Below are 20,977 nucleotides of genomic sequence, written 5' to 3'. Positions count from 1 at the left end.
TAAGCTTCAATAATAGGTGAGAAATAACTCAATAATATCCAATCACGCTGTAGACATATTCTAAAGGAGATGGAAATGGCTACTGAAACACTGTCCTATCAAAGATCAACACTCATTCAGCGTTTTTCAACGGTATGTACCGCCTTGGTTCAACGCTACTTACCAGACCCGTTTTTATTTGCCGCATTACTCACTTTTGCTGTTTTCCTTATTGCAATGCCGGTAACTCAACAAAGCCCCACCCAAATGGTTAATGCATTTGCGGGCGGGTTTTGGTCATTACTCACTTTTGCTATGCAAATGGCTTTGGTGGTTGTAACGGGGCATGCTATGGCATCAGCTCCGGTATTTCGCCGTGGCCTGTCTTACTTAGCCATGACGGCTAAAACCCCTGGGCATGCAATTTTGATCGTCACCATTGTCTCTGCCATTGCTTGCTGGATCAATTGGGGCTTTGGCTTAGTGGTCGGGGCAATCTTTGCCCGTGAATTGGCTGCGAAAGTCAAAGGGGTCGACTACCGACTGTTGATTGCATCGGCTTATACTGGGTTTTTGTTCTGGCACGCAGGCCTTTCTGGCTCTGTACCGTTAGCATTAGCTTCGGGAAGTAACCTTGAAACTGTAACAGCAGGCGCTGTATTGGCACCTGTAGCAACGGCGGAAACACTGTTCTCCAGCATGAATATCATCATTCTTTTGGTAATGTTGATTACTATTCCTTTATTGAATCGCTCTATGCACCCTTCAGCGGATCAAGTGGTGACTATTCCACCAGAGCTTTTGTCATCAGATGAAAGCCTAGAGGAAGAAAAGAGAGCTGACTTAACACCCGCTGAGAAACTAGAACAATCGCCATGGGTTAACCGTTTGCTGGCGTTATTAGGCTTTACCTATATCGTCATGTATTTCAGCGAGAATGGTTTTGCTCTTAACCTCAACATCGTTAACTTCATCTTTTTGTTTACCGCAATTCTTTTGCACGGCACTCCTAAAAGGTTGTTGAAAGCGGTCGCTGAAGGTACGAAAAACACAACGGGGATTTTGCTACAATTTCCATTCTATGCCGGGATCATGGGGATGATGGTGGCGAAGGGGCCAGAGGGCGTATCATTGGCTGGAGCGATGTCTGATATGTTCGTCAGTATCTCCAATGAATATACCTTCCCATTGTTTACCTTTATTAGTGCCGGGATTGTTAACTTCTTTGTCCCTTCAGGTGGCGGTCAGTGGGCTGTTCAGGCACCAATTATGATGCCAGCGGGCGCTGAACTCGGTGTTCCTGCTGCTAAAACCGCAATGGCTATCGCGTGGGGGGATGCTTGGACGAATATGATACAACCGTTTTGGGCGTTGCCTGCGTTGAGTATTGCAGGGCTTAATGCGAAAGATATTATGGGGTTCTGTATTATCTCGCTTTTCGCCTCCGGTGTAATTATTGGGCTTGGACTTTTAATTTTTTAAAGTAAACCGCGCCGCTTTTCCTTGTTCGAGGCCGAATTACGAGAGAACAAATGTTCTCACGTGTGGGGCCTCGAGCCAGGTTATCACAGGTTATTCACCTCGAGAAACTAATAGGCGCTAACGGTCGGGTTCGAAATGGTATAGGCCACCTCACCTAATGTATCGAAGCCTTTTGCCTGCGCTTCTAATGTCCCTTCCAGCCAAATAGCATCGCGCAGTAATAAATTCTCAACCCCTTGAGGGTATTTCACGTGCACCATTTGGTTCGCTGGTGGCGGGGGCATATGGATACAGGCACCGAAATAGGGCACAAGCAAGAACTCGGTTACCGCATAGTCATTCCATTCAAGCGGTACGACAAATCCCGCTAACTTCACGTCTTGCGAAATGACATTATGGTTAATGTTGGCAAACCCGATTCCCATTGATTGTTCTTGCGGACCGATAAGGTCGTCATGATATTCATTGGCAAAGGCCCGCTCTTCCTCGATAAGCGCAAGGATAGTCTCTCGCTGTTCATGCGGGATCAATTCAGTCCAGTCAGTCGGCTCTTGTTGGCTTTCCGTTATTTGTTGTAAACAACCGGAAAGCAGGCTAACCAGTAATGTGGTAAATAGTGCTTTTTTCATATTTCGTTATAGAGGAGAGGCTGAGCCTCTCCTGTACTCTGTTATTTTTTGATAATGGCAAAACGACCGTCTTGGTCCACTTTGGCCCAGAATGTATTGTTATACTGACCGACTGTCCATTGGTCGTCACAGCCTAGATCCGCAATATCTTCCGGTTGTTCGACGAGGAATTGGCTGCTGTAGGCCTCCTGGCTAATACACTGGTTTTCTACCAGCGGCTGCCATTGACCATTCACTTCTACCGCGAGAGTCACTTCAGATGTTTCTAAGCCTCCAGGTATAGCCATTTCAAGTACGAAGTCGTCGGCGCGTACTGAGTCATCAAGTATCCAACTGTGTGATTCGCTCAGGCGATTCGGTGATTTTTCGGCGAGTAAACCATCATAGGCCAAAGGTTGCTTTTCAATGGCATTGAGGTTTTTGTGGTCGCCATCAGCTTCGATATCTTCGGCTGAGGTACCTGGCCAGCCGGGCTCAGTGGTGATGTCTTTCTCTGCACCGAAGGCGTTGGTATAGGTGCCGGTTTGACTCTGGATGCCGCTGACAATAAGAATGTCGGATTCAGTTGATTCTTCACCTTCAAGCCAACTTAGACTGACGAGTTTCTTCATGTCATAGGTGGCGGGATACCAACGCATACGGCCTTCGTCGACTTCGAAACGCTTGGCATGGTTGTAGTTCAAGCCAGAACGGCCATCAACAACGAAATCGCGGTCAGATGGTTTACCATCAGGACCAGCCTGCGAGCTACGGATACTGGGCTTGGTTAGCATGAGATCCCACATGCGATCCATGGCGTCCGAATCAGTCCACCCCATCCAAAGCGCACCTTCAAGAGCCTGATCAACACGGTTAAATACTTGGTTATTGCCATCAAGTAAGCGAGCCCGGTGTCCATTTTCTGAATAACAGTTCACGGTGCGATAGTTGGTATCTACAGCACTGTAATAAGTGGCAGAGAAAGGAGCACTGGCAGGATAGACAACTTTGTCACAACGCTGCGGGGTGCGGACAAAGCGGTCGAATAGTTTCCAGTCTGCACTTGTTAGTAGTTCTGAAGATTGCGTGAACGTATCGTAGAAGGCGGAGTATTGAATCTCTTTGCCATTGATATCAAACCACGACGCGTTGACCATCAAATCGCCTGTTGCCACACTATCGCGGTCGATCATTTCCTGATCCCACTCTGCACGATCATCCTCATCTGGAATTTTCGGGCTGACATAGCGGGTTTTGTACATCAACATACTTTGGATACGTTCGAACTCACCAACGCGGTTGTAGTAGCCTTTCTCTGATGCATTGCCTGTTACGATATGGTGGAAGAAGCGATGGTTTGGCTCTACTGCCGTGTCACTATGTAGATTTTGTGTATCAGGGCCTGCGCCGTTGTCCCAAATCACTGAACGGCTGTACTGGTGATCGTGACCCGATACGAAGACAACATCATTGTTGGTGAATAACTGACGCCATTTTTCTTGGTCACGGGTGTACATGTCATTTTCGCGTTGATCATTCCAACGTGCAACAACACGCTCCATCATCACGCCGCCACGGTACGGCCCCACAAACGGGCTGTGAGTGGAGACAAACACATGATCTATCCCAACAGCCTTATTTTCAATTACTTGCTCAGCCCAGTCGTAAGCGTAAGGCATGTCTTGGTCAGAGATTTGTACCATGAGTACATTATTATGGGTATAAGCATAAGTTTGGTACTGGCGGCCAGGCATATGATTGATGTTTTCTTTAGGAATGAACTCTTCCATGATCCGTTTCCAGGTGTAGTTATCACCCGGCTTACGGTCATGGTTACCCATCAGTGGAAGAAACGTAATTTGGTGTGAATATTGGCTCGCTAGTTCTTTCCATTGTTCGTATTCATGTTCGGTATTGCTATTGGTTAGGTCACCTACCGCAATAACGATATTCACCCCATTGTCACGGTACAAATCGAGAATGGCTTCCATTTGGTTGACTGCAACAGCGTCACCGCCACCTTGGGTATCGGTAAGAATCCCTACACGGGTATTATCAAGATCTGGCTTGGGATCCGTTTTCCCCGATTCTGAACTGCTGCTATTACAGCCTGAAAGTAATGCTGCGGAGACAGCAATGGCACAGAGCGCTTTGTAGAAAGGTTGCATTGTTTTCCCTGACATATGATTTAAGTGCCAAAGAGGGTACTAATTGCGTCTTATAAATAGATGCGATGTAGGTGATATTATTTTGAATTGTCGTCTGCAATGATTGCAGGATGGTGTTCATGAATTATTCATATGTTTAGTGCAAGTTTTTGTCGAATAGAATAGATTTTAACTGAGTTTAGGGTGCCATAGCGCACCCTTTCAATATGTAGCTTAGAACCTACCTTACAGCGTAAAAATGAGCTTGCCTCTGACATGGCCATCTTCGCTTAGACTAAAAGCGGCTTTATGACTTTCAATATTAAAAGACTGCTGGATATTGGCCTTAAGCTTGCCAGAATCAATTAATTCGGCAATGTGTGTTAGCTGTTCGCCGTTATTTTGAACAAAATGGAAAAGAGCGTTAATATTTTTCTGTGTAGCCAGCGCTTCCGTCTCTTCGGATAAGCCCGTGATAGAAACCAAACGGCCACCATTGCGAATAACCTTCAATGAGTCTATTTGTACTTGGCCACCCAGTGTATCGAACACCATATCTACGGGATTGGTTTGTAAGGTCGTTATGATGTCTTGATTATTGTAATCAAGAACAACGTCAGCACCGAGTTCATACAAGTAACTCTCATTATGTGCTGAGGCTGTTGCAATAACATATGCACCTTTGGCTTTAGCCAACTGTACAGCAATATGACCCACGCCACCGGCTCCGGCATGGATCAGAATACGCTGATCTGCTTGTAGTTGGCCGATAGAGAAGAGAGACTGCCATGCTGTCAGGCTCGTCAGTGGATAGGCTGCTGCTTGCGCAAGATATTCACTTTTCGGTGCAAGAGATAGCGCTGAAATGTTGACTCTGCAATATTCAGCAAAGGTGCCGTCAAAGCCAATCTCTGCCATCGCGTAAACCCTATCGCCTACGTTGAATTGCTTTACGCTGCTTCCTACATGCGTAATTGTGCCAGATAGATCGGTACCCAGAGTCAAGGGATGTGGTTTCTTGATAAGAAAAGCGAGCGTCCCGTTCGCAATTTTCCAATCTACAGGGTTAATACCAGCACCAGCTACCTTAACTAAAACTTCGTCGTCGGCAATACTTGGAATGGCAATGTCTTGGAGGCTTATTTCATTACTTTCATTGAGTTGAAGTGCTTTCATGCGAGTCAGTTCCTTCTTTTAGCATCCCGGTGATAGTATTTTTTCCAGACACGATGATAAAGCGGCACAATGTGCAGACAGTTATTCTGATATGGAAAAGATGATGGATAAGCTAGATGCCATGGAAATGTTTATTAGAGTGGCTGAGTCAGGAAGTTTTTCTAAAGCGGCACACGACCGAGGTTGTTCGCCATCTTTCGTCAGTAAGCAGATATCTTTTTTAGAAAATCAACTGCAGGTTAAGCTAATACACCGAACCACACGGTCACTACATTTGACGGATATCGGGATACGGTATCTTGATGAGTGCCAGTCTGTTATTCAGCAGTTAGCATTGGCAGAGTTACAAATTCAAGATAGAGGATTGTCGCCTTCAGGAAGACTTAGAGTAAGTATGCCTTCTGTTTTCGGTGAACAGGAGCTCATGGCGCTATGCAGTCAATTCATGTCTGCATACCCGAATATCGATGTGGATGTTCATCTCGATGACCGTAAGGTTGATTTGATTGAGGAAGGGTTCGATGTTTGTATTCGAGCCAGCTTTAGCCACCCGGACTCGAACTTAATCATGAAAAAGATGGGGACATTGCCCATTCGTTTGTATGCTTCAAAAAGATATGTAGAGAAATACGGTTACCCAGAAACCGTTGGGGAGTTAGCAAGCCATAAGTTTATCGCCCATGCTTTTGCTAATTGCAATTTACTTTCGTTCAAGGGAAAAGATGGTATAGAGAGGGTGTCAGTACCTCAAAAGGCACGGGTAAATAATACGTTTTTTGTCAGGCACCTTGTCAAAGAGGGCCATGGCATAGCTTTTCTGCCTGAATATATGAGCCAGGGCTTCCCAGAGCTTACGGTGCTGTTTTCCGATTACCCGTCATCGACACTTGATATTTGTGCCATGTATCCTGATCGTCTTTTCACCCCGAGTAAGACCACGGCCTTTATTTCTTTCTTTGATGAGTGGTTTCGACAGTTTCTTGATCAAGCTCTGTAGGTAGGCAAACAGGCTTGCTGCCTGCTTGCCAAATTAGCGCGTTAACCAATGGGGGACTTGGATTCAAGGGGGGACGGTTTATGGAAACAGGAGCCTAGACCAATAGGTTCGTTGGTTTGTTTTTGTAGTTTTTCAATTAATACATCTCGTTTAAAAGGCTTTGGCAGGTAATCGTCCATGCCGCTGTCGAAACATTGCTGTATATCGTCATCAAGAATGGAAGCGGTTAGCGCAATAATGTGTGAACGGTGCAGGGTCTGCTGTTGTTCCCAAGCTCTGATAGTCTGAGTCGCTTCGAACCCGTTTAGTATGGGCATCATGCAGTCCATCAATATAAGGTCGATGTGTTGATGATGTTGCTTGTAGAGGGTAACAGCTTCTTGACCGTTATTGGCAATCAAGTATTCATAACCTGCACGTTTTAGGTTGATACACACAACTTGCTGGTTAATCTTATTGTCTTCGACAACCAGGATGGTTTGTTTACTGGTTGCTATGTCAGTATTTGAAGGTGTTTCAACGTCGGAAGGCTTAGGCTGTTTATTGTTATCTTGTGTATTCGTGGAAAAAGCACTCTTCAATTTATTATTAAGACGCATACCAAACAGTGGAGCCGTCGCCAAGGCAACAATATTGTTGGCAATGCCATCAATGATCTCATGGTTGTGACGGACATAGAGGGTTTTATAAGTGCTGAGTGTGTTTGCTGTTATCGGCAGTAAACTGGGCTCGTCAATGATAACAACAGCAGAGGAGTTGTCTGCATTGAGTACATCATCGACACTGTGACAAAGCGTTAGCTGATATCCGAATCGCTTTATTTCTGTGACCAACAAATCGTTGTGGTCTGATGCCAAGTAAAATACCTGCCAGCTTGGTACTGGGCTCGTGGTTTGGTCATCATTTTGAAAAGTCAGGGTAAAAGAAAATGTACTGCCTATCTGCTTTTGGGAGTCTAGCTGGATTTCACCACCCATCATTTCAATAATTTTTGCAGAGATCGCTAAGCCTAGACCGGTTCCTCCATATTGCGAGGAAGTATGGCTTGTCTCTTGTCGAAATTCTTCAAAGATGTGTGCTTGCTTATCGCTATCTATGCCGATCCCTGTATCACGGACTGAAAAGAAAATCTGTATTTGTGTTGAAGAGTGGTTAAGCAGTTTTACTGTAAAAGTAATCGAGCCTGACTCTGTGAACTTAATAGAATTAGACGCAAGGTTCATCAGCACTTGGCGAATTTTTTGCTCATCGGCTTTGATATAGTCGGGAAGGGCTGAATCTAAGTCGACCACCAAATCTATTTTCTTTTGTTGGGCTTTCGGGGCAATAAGCGCAGCCGTATCAAAGATGACTTCTTTGAGTGCACATGTGTGGGGAGCAATTTCAAGGTGGCCTGATTCAATTTTGGATAAGTCGAGAATATCGTTGATGAGCATCAGTAGTGTTTGGGAAGATGCGTTGATGGTCGATAGGTAGTCACTTTGTACGGCACTAAGTTTGGAGTCCGATAGAATTTCTGTCATCCCCAATATGCCGTTTAGCGGAGTGCGGATTTCATGAGACATGTTGGCAAGGAAAGCACTTTTGGCCTTGTTGGCTTGTTTCTCTTGCTCTCGTGCTGCTATTAGGGCTTGTTCAAGCTTATTGGTTTGTTTTATCACGTACAGTAGAACAAGAATAACAGCGAGGCATAACCCTAACGCCACGGATTTCTTATAGCTTTCATATTTCCCCATAACGTGATTGATTTGTATTGGCGTTTCGATAAACAGGGTGTTGAGAGTTAACTCCAATGAATGGATAGTGCTGCGAAGTTGGCCGTGCATTCCATCGTTATGTGAATAGCCAAACGTTTTATAGTTACGCTGTAATTGATAAAACGCGTGCTTGAAATTATTAAAGCTGGTGGATGATGAGCTCAAGTAGGGAGATAAGGTAATAGCTTTTGCTATTTCATCTAGATTTTGATCAATGAGAGGCAGTAACTGAGAGTCAAAATCGGTGAAAAACTGATACATCAAATCTTTTGTTGTGAGTGTGAGCGTATCGACTTCTGGTGAATTTGCAGTAATTAGCTTTTGTTCGAAATCGAGAGCGTTATCTTTTAGTTGATCAATTAAGCTCGTTGTTCCTTTCTCACCGAAAATAGCCAGAATGGCTTGGCTCATAGTATTAAATTGTTGGTAATAGTTATCGATGTTGGCTAATACTTGCTGTTCATCATAACTGGTTTGAATGCCATGCTTATTTATAGCCTGATTGATTTCAGATAATTGTGCTTTGAGGTTTAAGTAGGCGTCTTCCATTCTTACTAGGTACTTTTCATCGACTCTCGCAAGATAGTCTTTTTCATGGCGACGCATCATGAGCATGCCATTAGAGGCTTCTAGTATCGTGTTCTGCAATGACTGAAGTTGGGTATATTTTTTATGGAGTAAATGGTCGGTGATGAAGAAAATAAATAAAAGCGAGAAAATAACCGTAGCCCCAGCTATAAGAAGGCGGTGAATAGATTGTGTGTGAAGAGTGCGATGTACTGCCATGTCGATGAGTTCCCTGAAAACAAAAGCATTTATTCCCAGTCTATGGCGAAAGGGAAGTAAAAAGGCACTTTCAGAGTGTCGATATTTATTTTATTTCAAAAATGTTACATTGGGTGGGTTTCACTCTCGGAAGGAAGGCATTTTACAAGAGGGGGGAAAGAAAAAAGGGCGCCAGAAGGCACCCTTTTAGAATTCTGTACGTTAACGCGAATTAGATGCGCTCAACGTTAGCAGCTTGAGGACCTTTCTGACCTTGTTCGATGTCGAAAGATACTTTCTGGCCTTCAGCTAGAGATTTGAAACCTTCGCCAGCGATAGCACGGAAGTGAACGAATACGTCAGCACCGCCGTTGTCTTGAGTGATGAAACCAAAACCTTTCTCGTCGTTAAACCACTTAACGATACCAGTTGCTTTAGACATGTAATGTCTCCTGAATCAAAAAATTAAAAAACGCTATGTTGCGTACTTAAGCCATCATAATGAATTACTTATGGACAAAAGAATGTTGAGCTCTTCAGGACAACGTCGCTCGGTGAAGCGGTGTAACGAAGTTTTCTATTTCAATTTGTTGCATAAATAGGTCTGCATTTCAGGCCAAGCACATTAGGCCATACGGGACGGAGGGTGGCAAGCAAATACTGTGAAATTAAGATGTTTATATGGAAAAGTGTGATTTGGATTGTACTGAAGCTGTTGTTTTAATGATGGTATACAAGATGTTATCACTGTTTTGATTGATTTCACGGCAGATTAGAGCGAAAGGTCGAAGTTTAAGCAGTTAATTTATAGGTGAATAATAACTGTACAGGTAAGCGCCTAATGTAGAACGTAAAAAAGGGCTTTAAAAAGCCCTTTTATCCAAGTGAGAACAGAGAAAATTAAGCTTTTTCTACGTTCGCAGCTTGTAAACCTTTTGGCCCTTGTTCTGTTTCATAGCTTACTTTTTGACCTTCAGCCAAGGTCTTGAAGCCATCGCCAGTGATTGCACGGAAATGAACGAATACGTCAGCACCGCCGTTGTCCTGTGTGATGAAACCGAAACCCTTTTCTTCATTGAACCACTTAACGGTACCTGTTGCTTTAGACATGTTGTCTCCTGAATAACTTACATCTGTACATATGCCAATACTATCTTATCTGTAACAATTGAACTCTTAAACACCTGTTGGACTTGCAAAAATAATTGCTAGACGAAGCGATTCAGAAGCCATTGTTGTATCAGTGCCAAACAGTATTGCTCACTTCAAAGATTAGGCAGCATTGGGCTAATTGCAAATAAAAAAATAAGAAATTTGTGGGGGCTTTCACAGGATTTTGTAGAATCTGAACTAACCCTTAAGTAATCTCACAAATTTAACGAAATCTTACTTTTAGCTTTATACGCTAGTGACTTCAAGTTGCGGGGTTCTGAGTCATCATCAATGGACTCAGTTTAAGAAAAAGATTCACATGGATTAGCGAGTCTATGTCGAGGCTGTATAAGTACACCCCCTGTTGCTTCAGGTACTGGATGGATGAGCATATGAAGGCGAATTGAGTGCCTTGAGGTAGTTACAGGATATTCGTTTTGCAGGAAGTGTATCGCTCCGTTTGATGAAATAAGTCAATGAAGCGGGCAGTTTTGGTTTAACTGCTCAAAATGTGACTTGAGTGGCAATACAACTTTCTGCTATAACGGAGGCAGTTAGGTTTTGTAGATTCATAAAAGGACAAATAATGAACACTATCTTAGAGTTAGTTCGTCAGACTCGTCGCAAGAATAAGTTAAAGCGTGAGATTCTAGACAACGACCGTAAAGTTCGCGATAACCGTAAACGTGTTGAATTGCTAGAAAACCTACTTGATTATATCAAAGCTGATATGACTCATGATCAGATTGTAGAAATCGTTGAAAACATGAAAGGTGATTATGAAGATCGTGTTGATGACCACATCATCATCAGCGCTGAGCTTTCTAAAGAGCGTCGTGAAGTCAGCAAGAACGTTAAAGATCTGAAAAAAGCAGAGATTGCTTCTCAGCAGTAATTGCGATACTTGATTTCTAAAAGCCCGATCGTGATCGGGCTTTTTTTATGCTTTTTTTACCTCATCTCGACAATAATGTACTTAAATTCAGGTATATATAAGCCTATAAAAGCTATTATTAATTCACGGTTATTATTGAGGGGTTTTGATTGTCTAAACAACTTGGGTTCATCGCTTGTTTGCCATTTGTAGCTTTGGCTGCTGATACAGAAAGTCCTGCTGTGTCGATAGATAACGAGAAGCCATTAGGCTTTATATCCGTAGATGATTTACGGCAGAAAAGAGACGGTGAACAAAAGTGGGGTATCGCTGCGGTTATGCGTGGAGCCTCAATTCCTTATGCAACAGAATCTGTGGTAGAAGATTCAACGGTAGCAACCTTTGTTCCTATGATGTTCTATCAGGGGGAGCGCTTGTTTATTAACGGCACAGAAGGTGGCCTAAATCTCTACCGTGAGCAAGATTGGGAAGTGAATGCCCTCATCCGAATGCACTTTATCGATATACCTTCTTCTTTTCAGAATGAGATAGGGGGCGATACGGCGGATTATGGGTTCCAGTACAAATATTTTTGGGATGATAATTATTATACCGATCTAGAGTTGCTGACGGATCCTGATGGCCGGCTTAGTTCTCAGTTCTCTATCGGTGGAGACTACCAATATAATGACTGGCGTTTCCTTCCCAAGGCATCTTTGATTTGGAAAGACAGTGATTACAATAGTTACTACTACGGGTTGAATTTTGAGGATATTGATTCAGGGGTCGACTTCAAAATGGGCTCTGCTTTTAGTTACCACGTCACGTCAAACTTGTACGTTGTAGGTGGGGCTTATGCTCGTTATTTTGATAGTAACACTCGTGATGCTGATTTGATCAGTGACAACTGGCAAGGTGAAGCATACCTTGGCTTCGGTTTCTTTAATGACACCAAGAAATCGAGAAAATCGAGTATCAGTAATAAGCCATATTTGCGCGTTGCCCATGGGTGGGCGACACCATCGAATATCGGTGAAATTTTCTCTGGCAATGCAGAAAAAGATGAATTCAACAATCAGTTGACCTCTGTATTCTATGGTCACCCTTTGACCGATGAGTTGTTTGGTTTACCGCTGGACATCTATCTTACTCCCGGCTTTGTATGGCATTGGAGTTCTGATGTTCAAAGTTCAACACAAGAATATGTGATGGCAATTAAAGCGTTTTACACCTTTACGTGGCCGGTGCAGTGGCGCTTTGGTGTTGCCGAGGGCTTGTCTTATGTCAATCGTATTACTTACATTGAGCAGTCAGAGATGGATCGAAAAGGCTATGAACCGAGTAAGTTGCTTAACTATTTAGATTTCTCTTTTGATGTCAACCTTGGTGATGTTTTCAACCATAAACCGCTAGATGGTGTGTGGCTAGGTTACAGTTTGCACCACCGTTCAGCGATTTTTGAAAGCGCTTCTCAGTTTGGTCGTATTAAAGGCGGGAGTAACTACAACACAGTGTATGTGCAGTTTGATTTTTAGGGCTGTTACAGCACGAAAATAGATCACAAAAAAGCCTTACCCATCAGTGAAATCACAGTAGCGAGAATGGATAAGGCGATAATTGTATACCCAAGCACCTTGTAGTGCGTCAGTATGAGCAGTGCCGCGAGAAGGCACTGCTTATTTTCAAAACTTAATCAATTATTGAACGAGGCTTTCTAGCTCTTGTTTCGCTTGGGCAATCCCTTTTGCAGCCATTTCATCGCCCATCGCCAGTGCTTCGCTATAAACTACGTCAACATCTGTCATACCGACAAAGCCCAAGAATGTTTTCAAATAAGGTACCATGATGTCGGTATCGCCGCCTTTGTGCATCCCACCGCGAGTGGTAACCACAATCACTTTTTTACCTGTTAGCAGACCGACAGGCCCGTTTTCTGTATAACTGAAGGTAACACCGGCACGGGCAATCAAATCAAACCAGTTTTTAAGCTGCGTCGGGATAGAAAAGTTATACATCGGGGCACCAATAACAATTGTGTCACTGACATTAATTTCATTAATTAATTGATCAGAAAGCGTAAGTGCTGCTTGTTGTTTATCGCTGAGATTATCACCACCACGTAAACCACCCGCAATTTCTCCATCTAAAACAGGTAATGGCTGAGCGGCTAGGTCACGCTCTATGACGGCAGTGGTGTTCAGGGAATTAACGAGATGATCGATAAGACCGTTTGACTGCGAGTAGTCACCGAGAATGCTTGATTTTAGTACTAGAACGTTTGACATAGTGTGCTCCTTGAAGTGCATTGCCGTTTGGCTTGGAACTAACTATACGAAGGGAGGCGTTTTGAAGATAGCGGAAAAAATCGGTTAAGTTATTCGAAAAAATCGAATAGGCTTTTTGTGTTGTAAATACATGTTTTTAATGTTTTTTGTTTTTTCTTTGAAAGTTAGCAAAAAAAAATGCTTAGGGTATGAACGAAAAAATCAATGCTTGTACCAATGGCGTGTGGGGAAGTCTGAAGACAAAAAATAGCCCGAAACGACTCCTGTTTCGGGCTTAGGGGAATGGCTCGTGAGAGCCTTGCGCTAACTGGTTAGTAAATGGAGATCAATTACACTTTCAATGTTAGTTCAAGCAGTATGATTTGCCAGTTTTACCACTAAGAATGTTATTCATCTCTGATACTTAACAAAAATATCCTGTTATTTGAGTGAATCTGTTGCAGTTACTTAATGCTAGTTGTTCCAGCGATAATTTACTTGCTCAAAAAGTGGAATTAGATGTCAAATAAGTTGGTATCTCTCACCAGTTCACGAGGCAAGCCATTTTTGATACGATTGCTGACCCATTTACCAATGCCGATAGGGTAGTCACGGTAAGTCACGATGATTTCGCCTTTTCCTGATAGATTTTCAGGACGGATATCCCTACCCATAAACCACTCTTTGGCTTGTGCCGCATCAAGCGCAACGGCAGTTTTCTCCTGACCGGTAGCAATAGTCATGATCGCCTCATGCTGCCAGCGGTAACCTTTTTTGTGTTGTTCGGCCAACTTGATACCAATACGCTGGAAACGAATTTCACTAAGGAGATCATGTAGCTTTGACGGGAACAACCATACTTCTTTATCGCGAAGCCAAATTTCGCTATCAGCAGGAATAGTTAAGTCTAAGTCTTGCTTGAATGCTAGGGTAATGGCTTGACTGTCTTTGCTGCTAGCAGGACTGAATGGGAATTTACCTTTGCGTTTTTTCACTTCTGGCGACTCGACCGCTGCAAGTTTACGGATACGAGCGACAAAGAAACCTTCACTGTCGAAGATTTGCGGGTAGACGTGAAGGAAGCCTTCTTCAGTTACGGCTTTTTCTGCACCATCGAATAAGTCAGCGAGAGGCTCAAATTCTACCGCATCACCGAAGGTCTCTTTAAGGTGCTGACATACCTTTTGGTTCTCGCTCAGGTTCAGGGTGCATGTTGAGTAAACCATCACGCCTCCTGGCTTAAGGGCTTGGAAACCGCTGATGATGAGGTTGCGTTGTACTGCTGCAATATCTTCTACAGACTGAAGGCTCCAGTTTGCCATCGCATCGTCGTCTTTACGGATAGCCCCCTCGCCTGAGCATGGTGCATCAAGCAAGATTGAGTCGAATGACTCGGGTGCCCAACCACCGAAAACACAGCCGTCAAAGTGGGTGAGTGCTGCGTTGAATACGCCACAGCGCTGCAAGTTGGCGTGCAGTACTTTAATACGGCTTGCGGCAAGTTCATTGGCAACCAAAGCGCCGTGGTTATTCATTGCACAAGCAATTTGGGTTGTCTTAGAGCCCGGAGCGGAGGCCATATCCAATACGCAATCTAGTTTGTCGTTATCTTTTAATAGCGCCACGACAGGCATCATTGAACTGGCTTCTTGAATGTAAAAAAGGCCAGCCATGTGCTCGGCAGTATTGCCTAAAGAGACGGACTCTTCATCTTCCCGCTCAATCCAGAATCCAGTATCGCACCAAGGTACCGGTGTGAGGGTCCAACCTTTATCGGAAACACGGTCAAGAAAGTCTTCCACACTGATTTTCAAGGTGTTAACACGAATACTACGACGCAGAGGGGTTTTACAAATGGCAATGAACTCATCTAAGCTCAGGTGATCTGGCATGATCTGACGAATTTGTTCAATGAATGCGTCTGGGATATGGATTTTAGGATGCAAGGGAATGTCTCGATTATCTAGCAGTGGGGCGGAAGTTTATCATTTGTGGTTACTTATATCAGTAATATTCGGGCCGGCTGACGAAAACAAAAAAGGAGCATTACTGCTCCTTTTCGTTTAGCTATTAGCTTGTCGATATTTTAGTGTTTTGGAATTGCCGTGCGCCATGTTTTCCATTCAGGCTTGGCGGTATCGTGTAGCAGGAAGTGACTGTCACTTTTGGCAATAGGTGAGAGTGGCTGGGTTTCTGGAGTGGCAAAGGCGATACCACCACGGATCAAGCTATCCACCGTACCACTTTGTACTGAGGCACCTGTCAGGCCGATGGTGACATCAATACCCGAGACATTCCAAAATACGCTGTCGGTACGTACGAGGTGACTGAAACCTTGTTCTACTTGGGCTTCGACAATGACTCTGTCTGCCAGTTCACCAAGGCTAACTTTAACCACTTCGCCAACCTGGATGTCACGGTACAATAGCGGTGTTCCTGCACTGATTGAGTTGCGCTCTTCTGTCTCCAAAATTAAACTCAGTCCTTTATTCTGCAGTTGGGCATTGCCCAAGGTGAAGCTTTGAGAATAGTGGCCTTCTTTACCCGGTGTCACGGCAATATAGCTGCTGAGTAGGGTATCAAGGTTTTTGGCACCAGTGATGCTAATTTTCGGGCTGACAATCCAAAATTGGCTATCGGTTTTGGCCAGTAGTTCGGCATATTTAGGGAATAGGCGGGCCTTTACGATGACCTTACCGGTATTGAAATCAGGCTCGGTTTCGACCACTTTACCCACGTTTACCCCTTGGTAACGGATATCGGTATTTACCTTTATCGTTTTGGCATCAGCGGCAATCATAGTAACCAGCAAACCGAAGTCTTTGGCTTCTTTGTAGCTATTATAAAGCTTATAGCGGCTTCCGCTGCGGTTGGTGACACCTTCAAGCTCATCAAATGCAATTCCCCCTTTGATCAGGGTACTGATTGGGTCAGCTTTAATTTGTACACCGTCAAGACCTGCTTCTACTTCAACTCCAGAGCGGTTCCAGAATACGGTGTTAGCTGAAATCAAATGGCGGTATTTATTGTCAACCTTAAGCTTGATTGTGACGCCGTCACGCGACAAGGCATAGCTAGTGACCTCACCCACAGCCATGTTTCGGTATAACACTGGACTGCCTTCTGATATTGGTGGTAGCTCATCGGCATAGAGCTGAATGACAGCAAACCCTTGTGCTTTTTCTGCTGCCAATGTGGCAAGTTGGCGGCTCTTATAGAGCGGGTACTGGCTGTGGACTTTGTTGCTGCCCCCGCTGCTAAAACTAATGCTTTGACTGATCAATTGATCGGCGGGCGGTACAGAAACATCTAGCCCTTGGCTACTCAAATTCGCCTGAATACCACCATCGATATAAAAGCGGCTGCCTGAACGCACCAATTTGGTGTACTCAGGCTGGACAATGACGCTAAAGCGGACCTTAGTGCCATCTAACTTTACGGACTTAACTCGGCCGACCTCTAAACCACGGTGTTTAAGTTTGGTACCACGTTTGATGCCGTAACTGTCATCAGCATAAAGAGAGAAAGAAGCAATACCGGGTTGTTGTTCTTGCAGTTCGTCTTGGTTGATGGCGACAAACTGGCGGCTGGTTTCCCCGGGGCCCGGGATTAAGGTAAGGAAGTTGCCGCGAAGCAGATTGCCGATGTTTTTAACCCCATTTAAAGACAACTCGGCTTCTTCCAACAGCATTTTAGAGCCAGTGGTCAGCAGGTCACTCATCATCGGCTCGATAGCGGCATGAGCGACGATGGTTCCGCGTTCTTTATCAAGGCGGATATCGGAAATCTGACCTATCTGGAGGCTCCGATACACAATGGGAGCACCACTCGCACTGATGTTACTGTTTTCAGGCAAGTCAACAGTAATAGCGATACCACGACCTGCTGTATTTAAATCTGGGTAAAGCCGGAAGAGGTGATCAGGTTCAATTGGCAGCCCTTTATCCGGCGAGTCGAACGCGATGGCGCCGCTGATCATTGCGGACAGGCTCTCGAATTGCACGTCGACACCATTGAAGCCAATGTTGGCACTCATACCGCTGACGTTCCAGAATCGACTCTTGTTGGTGATCAGGTCGGCATATTGCGGTTTGATTAACACATCAATGATCACTTGCTTGTTGTTCTGGCTAAGAGTGTGGTTGTACACTTCTCCGACCGGAATTTTCTTATACAGCAGCTGCGAGCCAATATTGATTGAACCTAAATGAGGGGCACGTAGTTGGATTTTCAACCCCTCACCGACAGGGGTATCGGCTGGTTGGCCGTCAAGTGCATCGAACTCGTTGGCAAATTTGCCTTCGCCTGGCTGTAAAGCGATATAGTTACCCGAGACGAGGGCGTCGAGACCAGAAATACCTGTAATAGAAGCTTTAGGTTTTACCAACCAAAATCGGGTACCTGAGCGCAGGGTTTGTACTGCTTCTGGGTAAATGTCGGCTTCAACATAAATGCTTTTCAAATCGTTTGATAGGTTGACGTCACGAACAATACCCACCTCAAGTCCCTGATAACGGATAGTCGTCCTTCCGGCAACCAAACCGGCAGCGTCATTGAAGTGAATTTTTATCCGTTCTCCGGCTTCATTGACGGCTTTGAAGACAAGCCACCCAGCGAGAATCAAGGCTAGCACGGGCAGGAACCAGAGAGGGGAGATCCCGCGATCGCGCTTAATATTGACCGGTTTAGGTTGTTGGTTATTAGGTCCGTTGTTCATAGTTGTCCCATATCAGACGAGAATCCAAACTTTCTGCGGCAAGCATTGTCAGCACCACAACGACACCAAAGGCAATAGCGCCTGGGCCGGGGGTAAAATAGAGTATTTGATCACGGTCTATCAAGGCGACCATGATTGAAATAACGAATAAATCCATCATGGACCACTTGCCAATCCACTGAATGAATCGATAAAGCTTCATGCGTTGCAGGTGCTTTACACTGCGTTTGAATTGGATGGTCAGCAAGAGAAAGGCTAAGCCAAGAATTTTGGCCACGGGTACGACAATACTGGCGACAAAAATAATGATGGCAATGCCTAGCATATCGGAATTCACCAATGAGGCGACACCCGAGAAGATAGTATCTTCGACGCGTTTACCATTATTCAAAAAGATAGAAATTGGATATAGGTTAGCAGGAAATATAAATACCGTTGCTGCTATAAGGTATGCCCAGGTTTTCTGGATTGAGTGAGGCATGCGCTTATGAAGTGGGCTGTTACAACGTACACATTCCTCGTGGTCATCTTGTGTCATGTGGCAGCGATGACAGTGACGGGCATGGCTATATTTTTTATGCTCAGTTTCAGGCTGCCAGGCTTCCCAGTATCGGTTAATGCTGATACGTGTAAGCAGAAGCGCCATTAGTAGTTGCAGCATAACCAGGGAGTATAATCCTGGGCCTACGAAAATATCGGCATAGTCTTGTATTTTGAAACAAGAAATCCCAAGGCTTACAAGAAACACATCAAACATTGCCCAATGCTTGAGGTGTTCAATCATCCATAGCGAACGACGGAAAAGCTTGATACGCCGGAATTTTAACCCAGCCTGTGCACCCAAAATAGAGCCACAAACCAATAGTGGCGCGATAGAGCTACAAAACAATATGAGGGCGGCAACCACCGGAAACGTCGGTGCAAGTGATACAGTACCTGAGGTTATGGTTGCCGGGATCATGACACCAAACAAACGAATGGTGATCATTGGAAAAAAATGTGCCGGAATAAAGAGAATTAAGCAGGCTAGAGCAATAGCCAGTTCACTGGAAAAGCGAAAATGACCACCACGGTACAAGCGGGTGTTGCAACGTGGGCAGTACGCACTTTGTCCCTGTTCAGCGACTTGCGGCAGCAAAGGTAAATCGCAACCGGGGCATAGTCTCGCTGTGGTCATTAACGTTTATTCCTTTAAAAATGGCTTTAAATGAACGCTATATTATTATTTTAGGTTCACTCTGGCTACAGGTACTTGTGCTATTGCATCATTTTGATTTTCCGCTGATTGTACAGAGCCATAAAGCGTTTGGTACAGGCCTTCTTCGTTCACGAGTTCGTAATGGGTACCGCTTTGGCTTACTTGCCCATCTTCAAGCACGTAGATTACATCAGCTTGTTTAACCGCAGATAAACGGTGAGCAACAATTAGCGTGGTACGATTGGCCAAAAATTGGTTAAGCGCAGTATGCAATGCTGCCTCTGTCGCGGTATCTAGTGCCGATGTGGCTTCATCTAGAATAACGAACTCAGGGTTGGTCAGAACCATACGAGCAATAGCGAGCCGCTGACGCTGGCCACCTGATAATTTAATCCCTTGGCGACCTATCTCTGTATCCAATCCTTCCGTCAGGCGCAGAGTAACATCAGTCATCTGAGCAATCTCAAGTGCCTGCCATAGTTGCTGATCACTGTACTCCCCCCCTAATGTGAGGTTGTGGCGCATAGTATCATTAAATAATACAGGGTGTTGTAAGACCACTGCCATTTTGTTACGTAGCGCTTCATAACTAACATCTTCAATGGGATATCCATTAATTAAGATGTCACCGGCGTCTTTTTGGTAGATACCCAACAGCAACTGTATCAGTGTTGATTTCCCGCCACCTGAAGAACCGACTAATGCCACTCGCTTGCCCGTAGGGATAGTAAGGCTCATGCCGCGTAGTACTTCTTTATCTTCATCGTAAGCAAAATGGATGTTATTAACTTCAATGTCGAGGTGATGGTCATCAGTAAACGGATTCACCTTTTGTATAGGACGAACTTCTTCTTCAATGGCAATGAGGCTATTTAATCGTTGCATGGCAGCAGATGCACTGAACCAAGCAAATTGGATCCCTAGTAGTTCCTGTACCGGGCCAAGCATAAACCATAAGTAACCAAAGACAGCGAACATCTGGCCGATGCTAAGGTCGCTAAATAACACCATGATCATGGCCATGGCTCGGAATAACTCAAAACCGACTAAGAACAGCAAGAAAGAGATGCGGCCAGCGGCTTCTGACTGCCATGCATATTTGTCGGCATCATGACGAATGTCGTTAGCATTGGACTTTAGCTGGTTAAGAAAATCTCGCTCGCGGTTAGCCGCACGCAATTGGTAAATGCCATCGAGGGTTTCAACTAAACGTTGCTGAAAGCGCTCAAACGCCTGGTTTTCTTTTTTCTTCAGAGTCTTTACTCGGTTGCCCATCAGTTTGGAGGCATAAACCACAATAGGGTTAACCAGTAAGATAAAAAGCCCCAGCTGCCAATTAAGCCATAGCAAAATGGCAGCAGTACCGATAACGGTAAGAAAGCCAATAAGGAAACGGCTGAGGGTATCACCCACAAATTTATCGATGGTTTCAACGTCTGTAATTAGGTGGGAAGTGATACCACCGCTACCGCGCTCTTCATACTGACGCATGCTGATACGGCCAAGCTTGTCGATAAGATGCTGTCGCATGTTGAAAGTAATATCTTTGGCCACCAAGGTAAATTGACGACTTTGCAAGATATTAAGTGCTTGGCTACCCACGCGCATTAAGACGACGAATAACAGAACCAGCAGGATATAAGCGGTTGGTTGGTGCAGGGAATCCGGCAAAAAATGATTAAGGAAGGCAATACCACCAGCCGGCTTGTCGAGGAGGATCTCATCAACCATTAAAGGCATTAGCAGTGGGATAGGGACACTGATAAGGGTCGCGATGAGCGCGATAATATTCGCCGTTATCAAGCGGGGACGGTGATGTTTTGCTTGCTTTAGTAGCCAAGACCAGTTAATCATTTGGTTT

General features: G+C 44.6%; 15 protein-coding genes. 4 read left to right on the top strand and 11 right to left on the bottom strand.

What is annotated here, in order from left to right; genetic code table 11:
* Window positions 1-75: 75 nt before the first annotated feature.
* The gene (locus ACVA58_RS03350) at window positions 76-1,461 is read left to right on the top strand and encodes a short-chain fatty acid transporter (RefSeq protein ID WP_446509035.1); all 1,386 of its coding nucleotides are present in this window, start codon (window positions 76-78) and stop codon (window positions 1,459-1,461) included.
* A 107-nt stretch (window positions 1,462-1,568) separates the two neighbouring features.
* On the opposite strand, the gene ACVA58_RS03345 is transcribed toward ACVA58_RS03350, so the two are convergent.
* From ACVA58_RS03345 to ACVA58_RS03335, 3 genes are all read right to left on the bottom strand, one after another.
* Window positions 1,569-2,090, bottom strand: coding sequence for a DUF3299 domain-containing protein (locus ACVA58_RS03345; RefSeq protein WP_446509034.1), 522 nt, complete (start codon window positions 2,088-2,090; stop codon window positions 1,569-1,571).
* A gap of 41 nt (window positions 2,091-2,131) precedes the next feature.
* A complete protein-coding gene (locus ACVA58_RS03340; RefSeq protein WP_446509033.1) occupies window positions 2,132-4,237 on the bottom strand; it encodes a metallophosphoesterase family protein in 2,106 nt (701 codons plus the stop codon).
* Between the two features lie 225 nt (window positions 4,238-4,462).
* Window positions 4,463-5,392: an NADP-dependent oxidoreductase gene (locus tag ACVA58_RS03335; protein WP_446509032.1), complete on the bottom strand. Its 930-nt coding sequence runs from the start codon at window positions 5,390-5,392 to the stop codon at window positions 4,463-4,465.
* Between the two features lie 91 nt (window positions 5,393-5,483).
* On the opposite strand from ACVA58_RS03335, the gene ACVA58_RS03330 reads away from it, so the two are divergent.
* Entirely contained in the window at window positions 5,484-6,389 is a 906-nt protein-coding gene (locus ACVA58_RS03330) for a LysR substrate-binding domain-containing protein (protein ID WP_446509031.1), read from the top strand.
* Window positions 6,390-6,430: 41 nt separating this feature from the next.
* Here the strand turns inward: ACVA58_RS03330 and ACVA58_RS03325 are convergent, their stop codons facing one another.
* From ACVA58_RS03325 to cspE (ACVA58_RS03315), 3 genes are all read right to left on the bottom strand, one after another.
* A complete protein-coding gene (locus ACVA58_RS03325; protein WP_446509030.1) occupies window positions 6,431-8,932 on the bottom strand; it encodes an ATP-binding protein in 2,502 nt (833 codons plus the stop codon).
* A 211-nt stretch (window positions 8,933-9,143) separates the two neighbouring features.
* Window positions 9,144-9,353: a transcription antiterminator/RNA stability regulator CspE gene (gene cspE, locus ACVA58_RS03320; RefSeq protein WP_036830632.1), complete on the bottom strand. Its 210-nt coding sequence runs from the start codon at window positions 9,351-9,353 to the stop codon at window positions 9,144-9,146.
* 458 nt (window positions 9,354-9,811) lie between these two features.
* Window positions 9,812-10,021, bottom strand: coding sequence for a transcription antiterminator/RNA stability regulator CspE (gene cspE / locus ACVA58_RS03315; RefSeq protein WP_446509029.1), 210 nt, complete (start codon window positions 10,019-10,021; stop codon window positions 9,812-9,814).
* Window positions 10,022-10,649: 628 nt separating this feature from the next.
* Between cspE (ACVA58_RS03315) and ACVA58_RS03310 the strand changes: the two genes are divergently transcribed.
* Together ACVA58_RS03310 and ACVA58_RS03305 are read left to right on the top strand one after the other, a co-directional pair.
* Complete coding sequence (locus ACVA58_RS03310; RefSeq protein ID WP_428652455.1) at window positions 10,650-10,958, top strand: DUF496 family protein; 309 nt, start codon at window positions 10,650-10,652, stop codon at window positions 10,956-10,958.
* 149 nt (window positions 10,959-11,107) lie between these two features.
* On the top strand, window positions 11,108-12,472 hold the full coding sequence (locus ACVA58_RS03305; protein WP_446509028.1) for a MipA/OmpV family protein: 1,365 nt from the start codon (window positions 11,108-11,110) through the stop codon (window positions 12,470-12,472).
* Between the two features lie 162 nt (window positions 12,473-12,634).
* Here ACVA58_RS03305 and ACVA58_RS03300 read toward each other — a convergent pair whose 3' ends face one another.
* From ACVA58_RS03300 to ACVA58_RS03280, 5 genes are all read right to left on the bottom strand, one after another.
* The gene (locus ACVA58_RS03300; RefSeq protein WP_446509027.1) at window positions 12,635-13,222 is read right to left on the bottom strand and encodes an FMN-dependent NADH-azoreductase; all 588 of its coding nucleotides are present in this window, start codon (window positions 13,220-13,222) and stop codon (window positions 12,635-12,637) included.
* Between the two features lie 494 nt (window positions 13,223-13,716).
* Window positions 13,717-15,147: a 16S rRNA (cytosine(1407)-C(5))-methyltransferase RsmF gene (gene rsmF, locus ACVA58_RS03295; RefSeq protein ID WP_446509026.1), complete on the bottom strand. Its 1,431-nt coding sequence runs from the start codon at window positions 15,145-15,147 to the stop codon at window positions 13,717-13,719.
* A gap of 140 nt (window positions 15,148-15,287) precedes the next feature.
* Complete coding sequence (locus ACVA58_RS03290; RefSeq protein WP_446509025.1) at window positions 15,288-17,918, bottom strand: MlaD family protein; 2,631 nt, start codon at window positions 17,916-17,918, stop codon at window positions 15,288-15,290.
* Window positions 17,902-19,095 (bottom strand): PqiA/YebS family transporter subunit, encoded by a 1,194-nt coding sequence (locus tag ACVA58_RS03285; protein WP_446509024.1) that lies wholly within the window; start codon window positions 19,093-19,095, stop codon window positions 17,902-17,904. The genes ACVA58_RS03290 and ACVA58_RS03285 overlap by 17 nt, the downstream gene beginning before the upstream one ends.
* A 45-nt stretch (window positions 19,096-19,140) precedes the next feature.
* Window positions 19,141-20,970, bottom strand: coding sequence for an ABC transporter ATP-binding protein (locus ACVA58_RS03280; protein WP_446509429.1), 1,830 nt, complete (start codon window positions 20,968-20,970; stop codon window positions 19,141-19,143).
* Between the last annotated feature and the right edge of the window lie 7 nt (window positions 20,971-20,977).

The organism is Photobacterium sp. DNB22_13_2, assembly GCF_052873915.1.
The sequence above is the reverse complement of the archived record's forward strand: the minus strand, read 5'-3'. Positions and strand labels throughout refer to the sequence as shown.

What these genes read in the sequence shown, in the direction of transcription:
- cspE (WP_036830632.1), bottom strand. Translation starts at nt 9,353, where the DNA reads ATGTCTAAAGCAACTGGTATCGTTAAGTGGTTTAACGACGAGAAAGGT.
- ACVA58_RS03290 (WP_446509025.1), bottom strand. Translation starts at nt 17,918, where the DNA reads ATGAACAACGGACCTAATAACCAACAACCTAAACCGGTCAATATTAAG.
- ACVA58_RS03285 (WP_446509024.1), bottom strand. Translation starts at nt 19,095, where the DNA reads ATGACCACAGCGAGACTATGCCCCGGTTGCGATTTACCTTTGCTGCCG.
- ACVA58_RS03335 (WP_446509032.1), bottom strand. Translation starts at nt 5,392, where the DNA reads ATGAAAGCACTTCAACTCAATGAAAGTAATGAAATAAGCCTCCAAGAC.
- cspE (WP_446509029.1), bottom strand. Translation starts at nt 10,021, where the DNA reads ATGTCTAAAGCAACAGGTACCGTTAAGTGGTTCAATGAAGAAAAGGGT.
- ACVA58_RS03300 (WP_446509027.1), bottom strand. Translation starts at nt 13,222, where the DNA reads ATGTCAAACGTTCTAGTACTAAAATCAAGCATTCTCGGTGACTACTCG.
- ACVA58_RS03350 (WP_446509035.1), top strand. Translation starts at nt 76, where the DNA reads ATGGCTACTGAAACACTGTCCTATCAAAGATCAACACTCATTCAGCGT.
- ACVA58_RS03345 (WP_446509034.1), bottom strand. Translation starts at nt 2,090, where the DNA reads ATGAAAAAAGCACTATTTACCACATTACTGGTTAGCCTGCTTTCCGGT.
- ACVA58_RS03340 (WP_446509033.1), bottom strand. Translation starts at nt 4,237, where the DNA reads ATGCAACCTTTCTACAAAGCGCTCTGTGCCATTGCTGTCTCCGCAGCA.
- ACVA58_RS03325 (WP_446509030.1), bottom strand. Translation starts at nt 8,932, where the DNA reads ATGGCAGTACATCGCACTCTTCACACACAATCTATTCACCGCCTTCTT.
- ACVA58_RS03280 (WP_446509429.1), bottom strand. Translation starts at nt 20,970, where the DNA reads ATGATTAACTGGTCTTGGCTACTAAAGCAAGCAAAACATCACCGTCCC.
- ACVA58_RS03310 (WP_428652455.1), top strand. Translation starts at nt 10,650, where the DNA reads ATGAACACTATCTTAGAGTTAGTTCGTCAGACTCGTCGCAAGAATAAG.
- ACVA58_RS03330 (WP_446509031.1), top strand. Translation starts at nt 5,484, where the DNA reads ATGGAAAAGATGATGGATAAGCTAGATGCCATGGAAATGTTTATTAGA.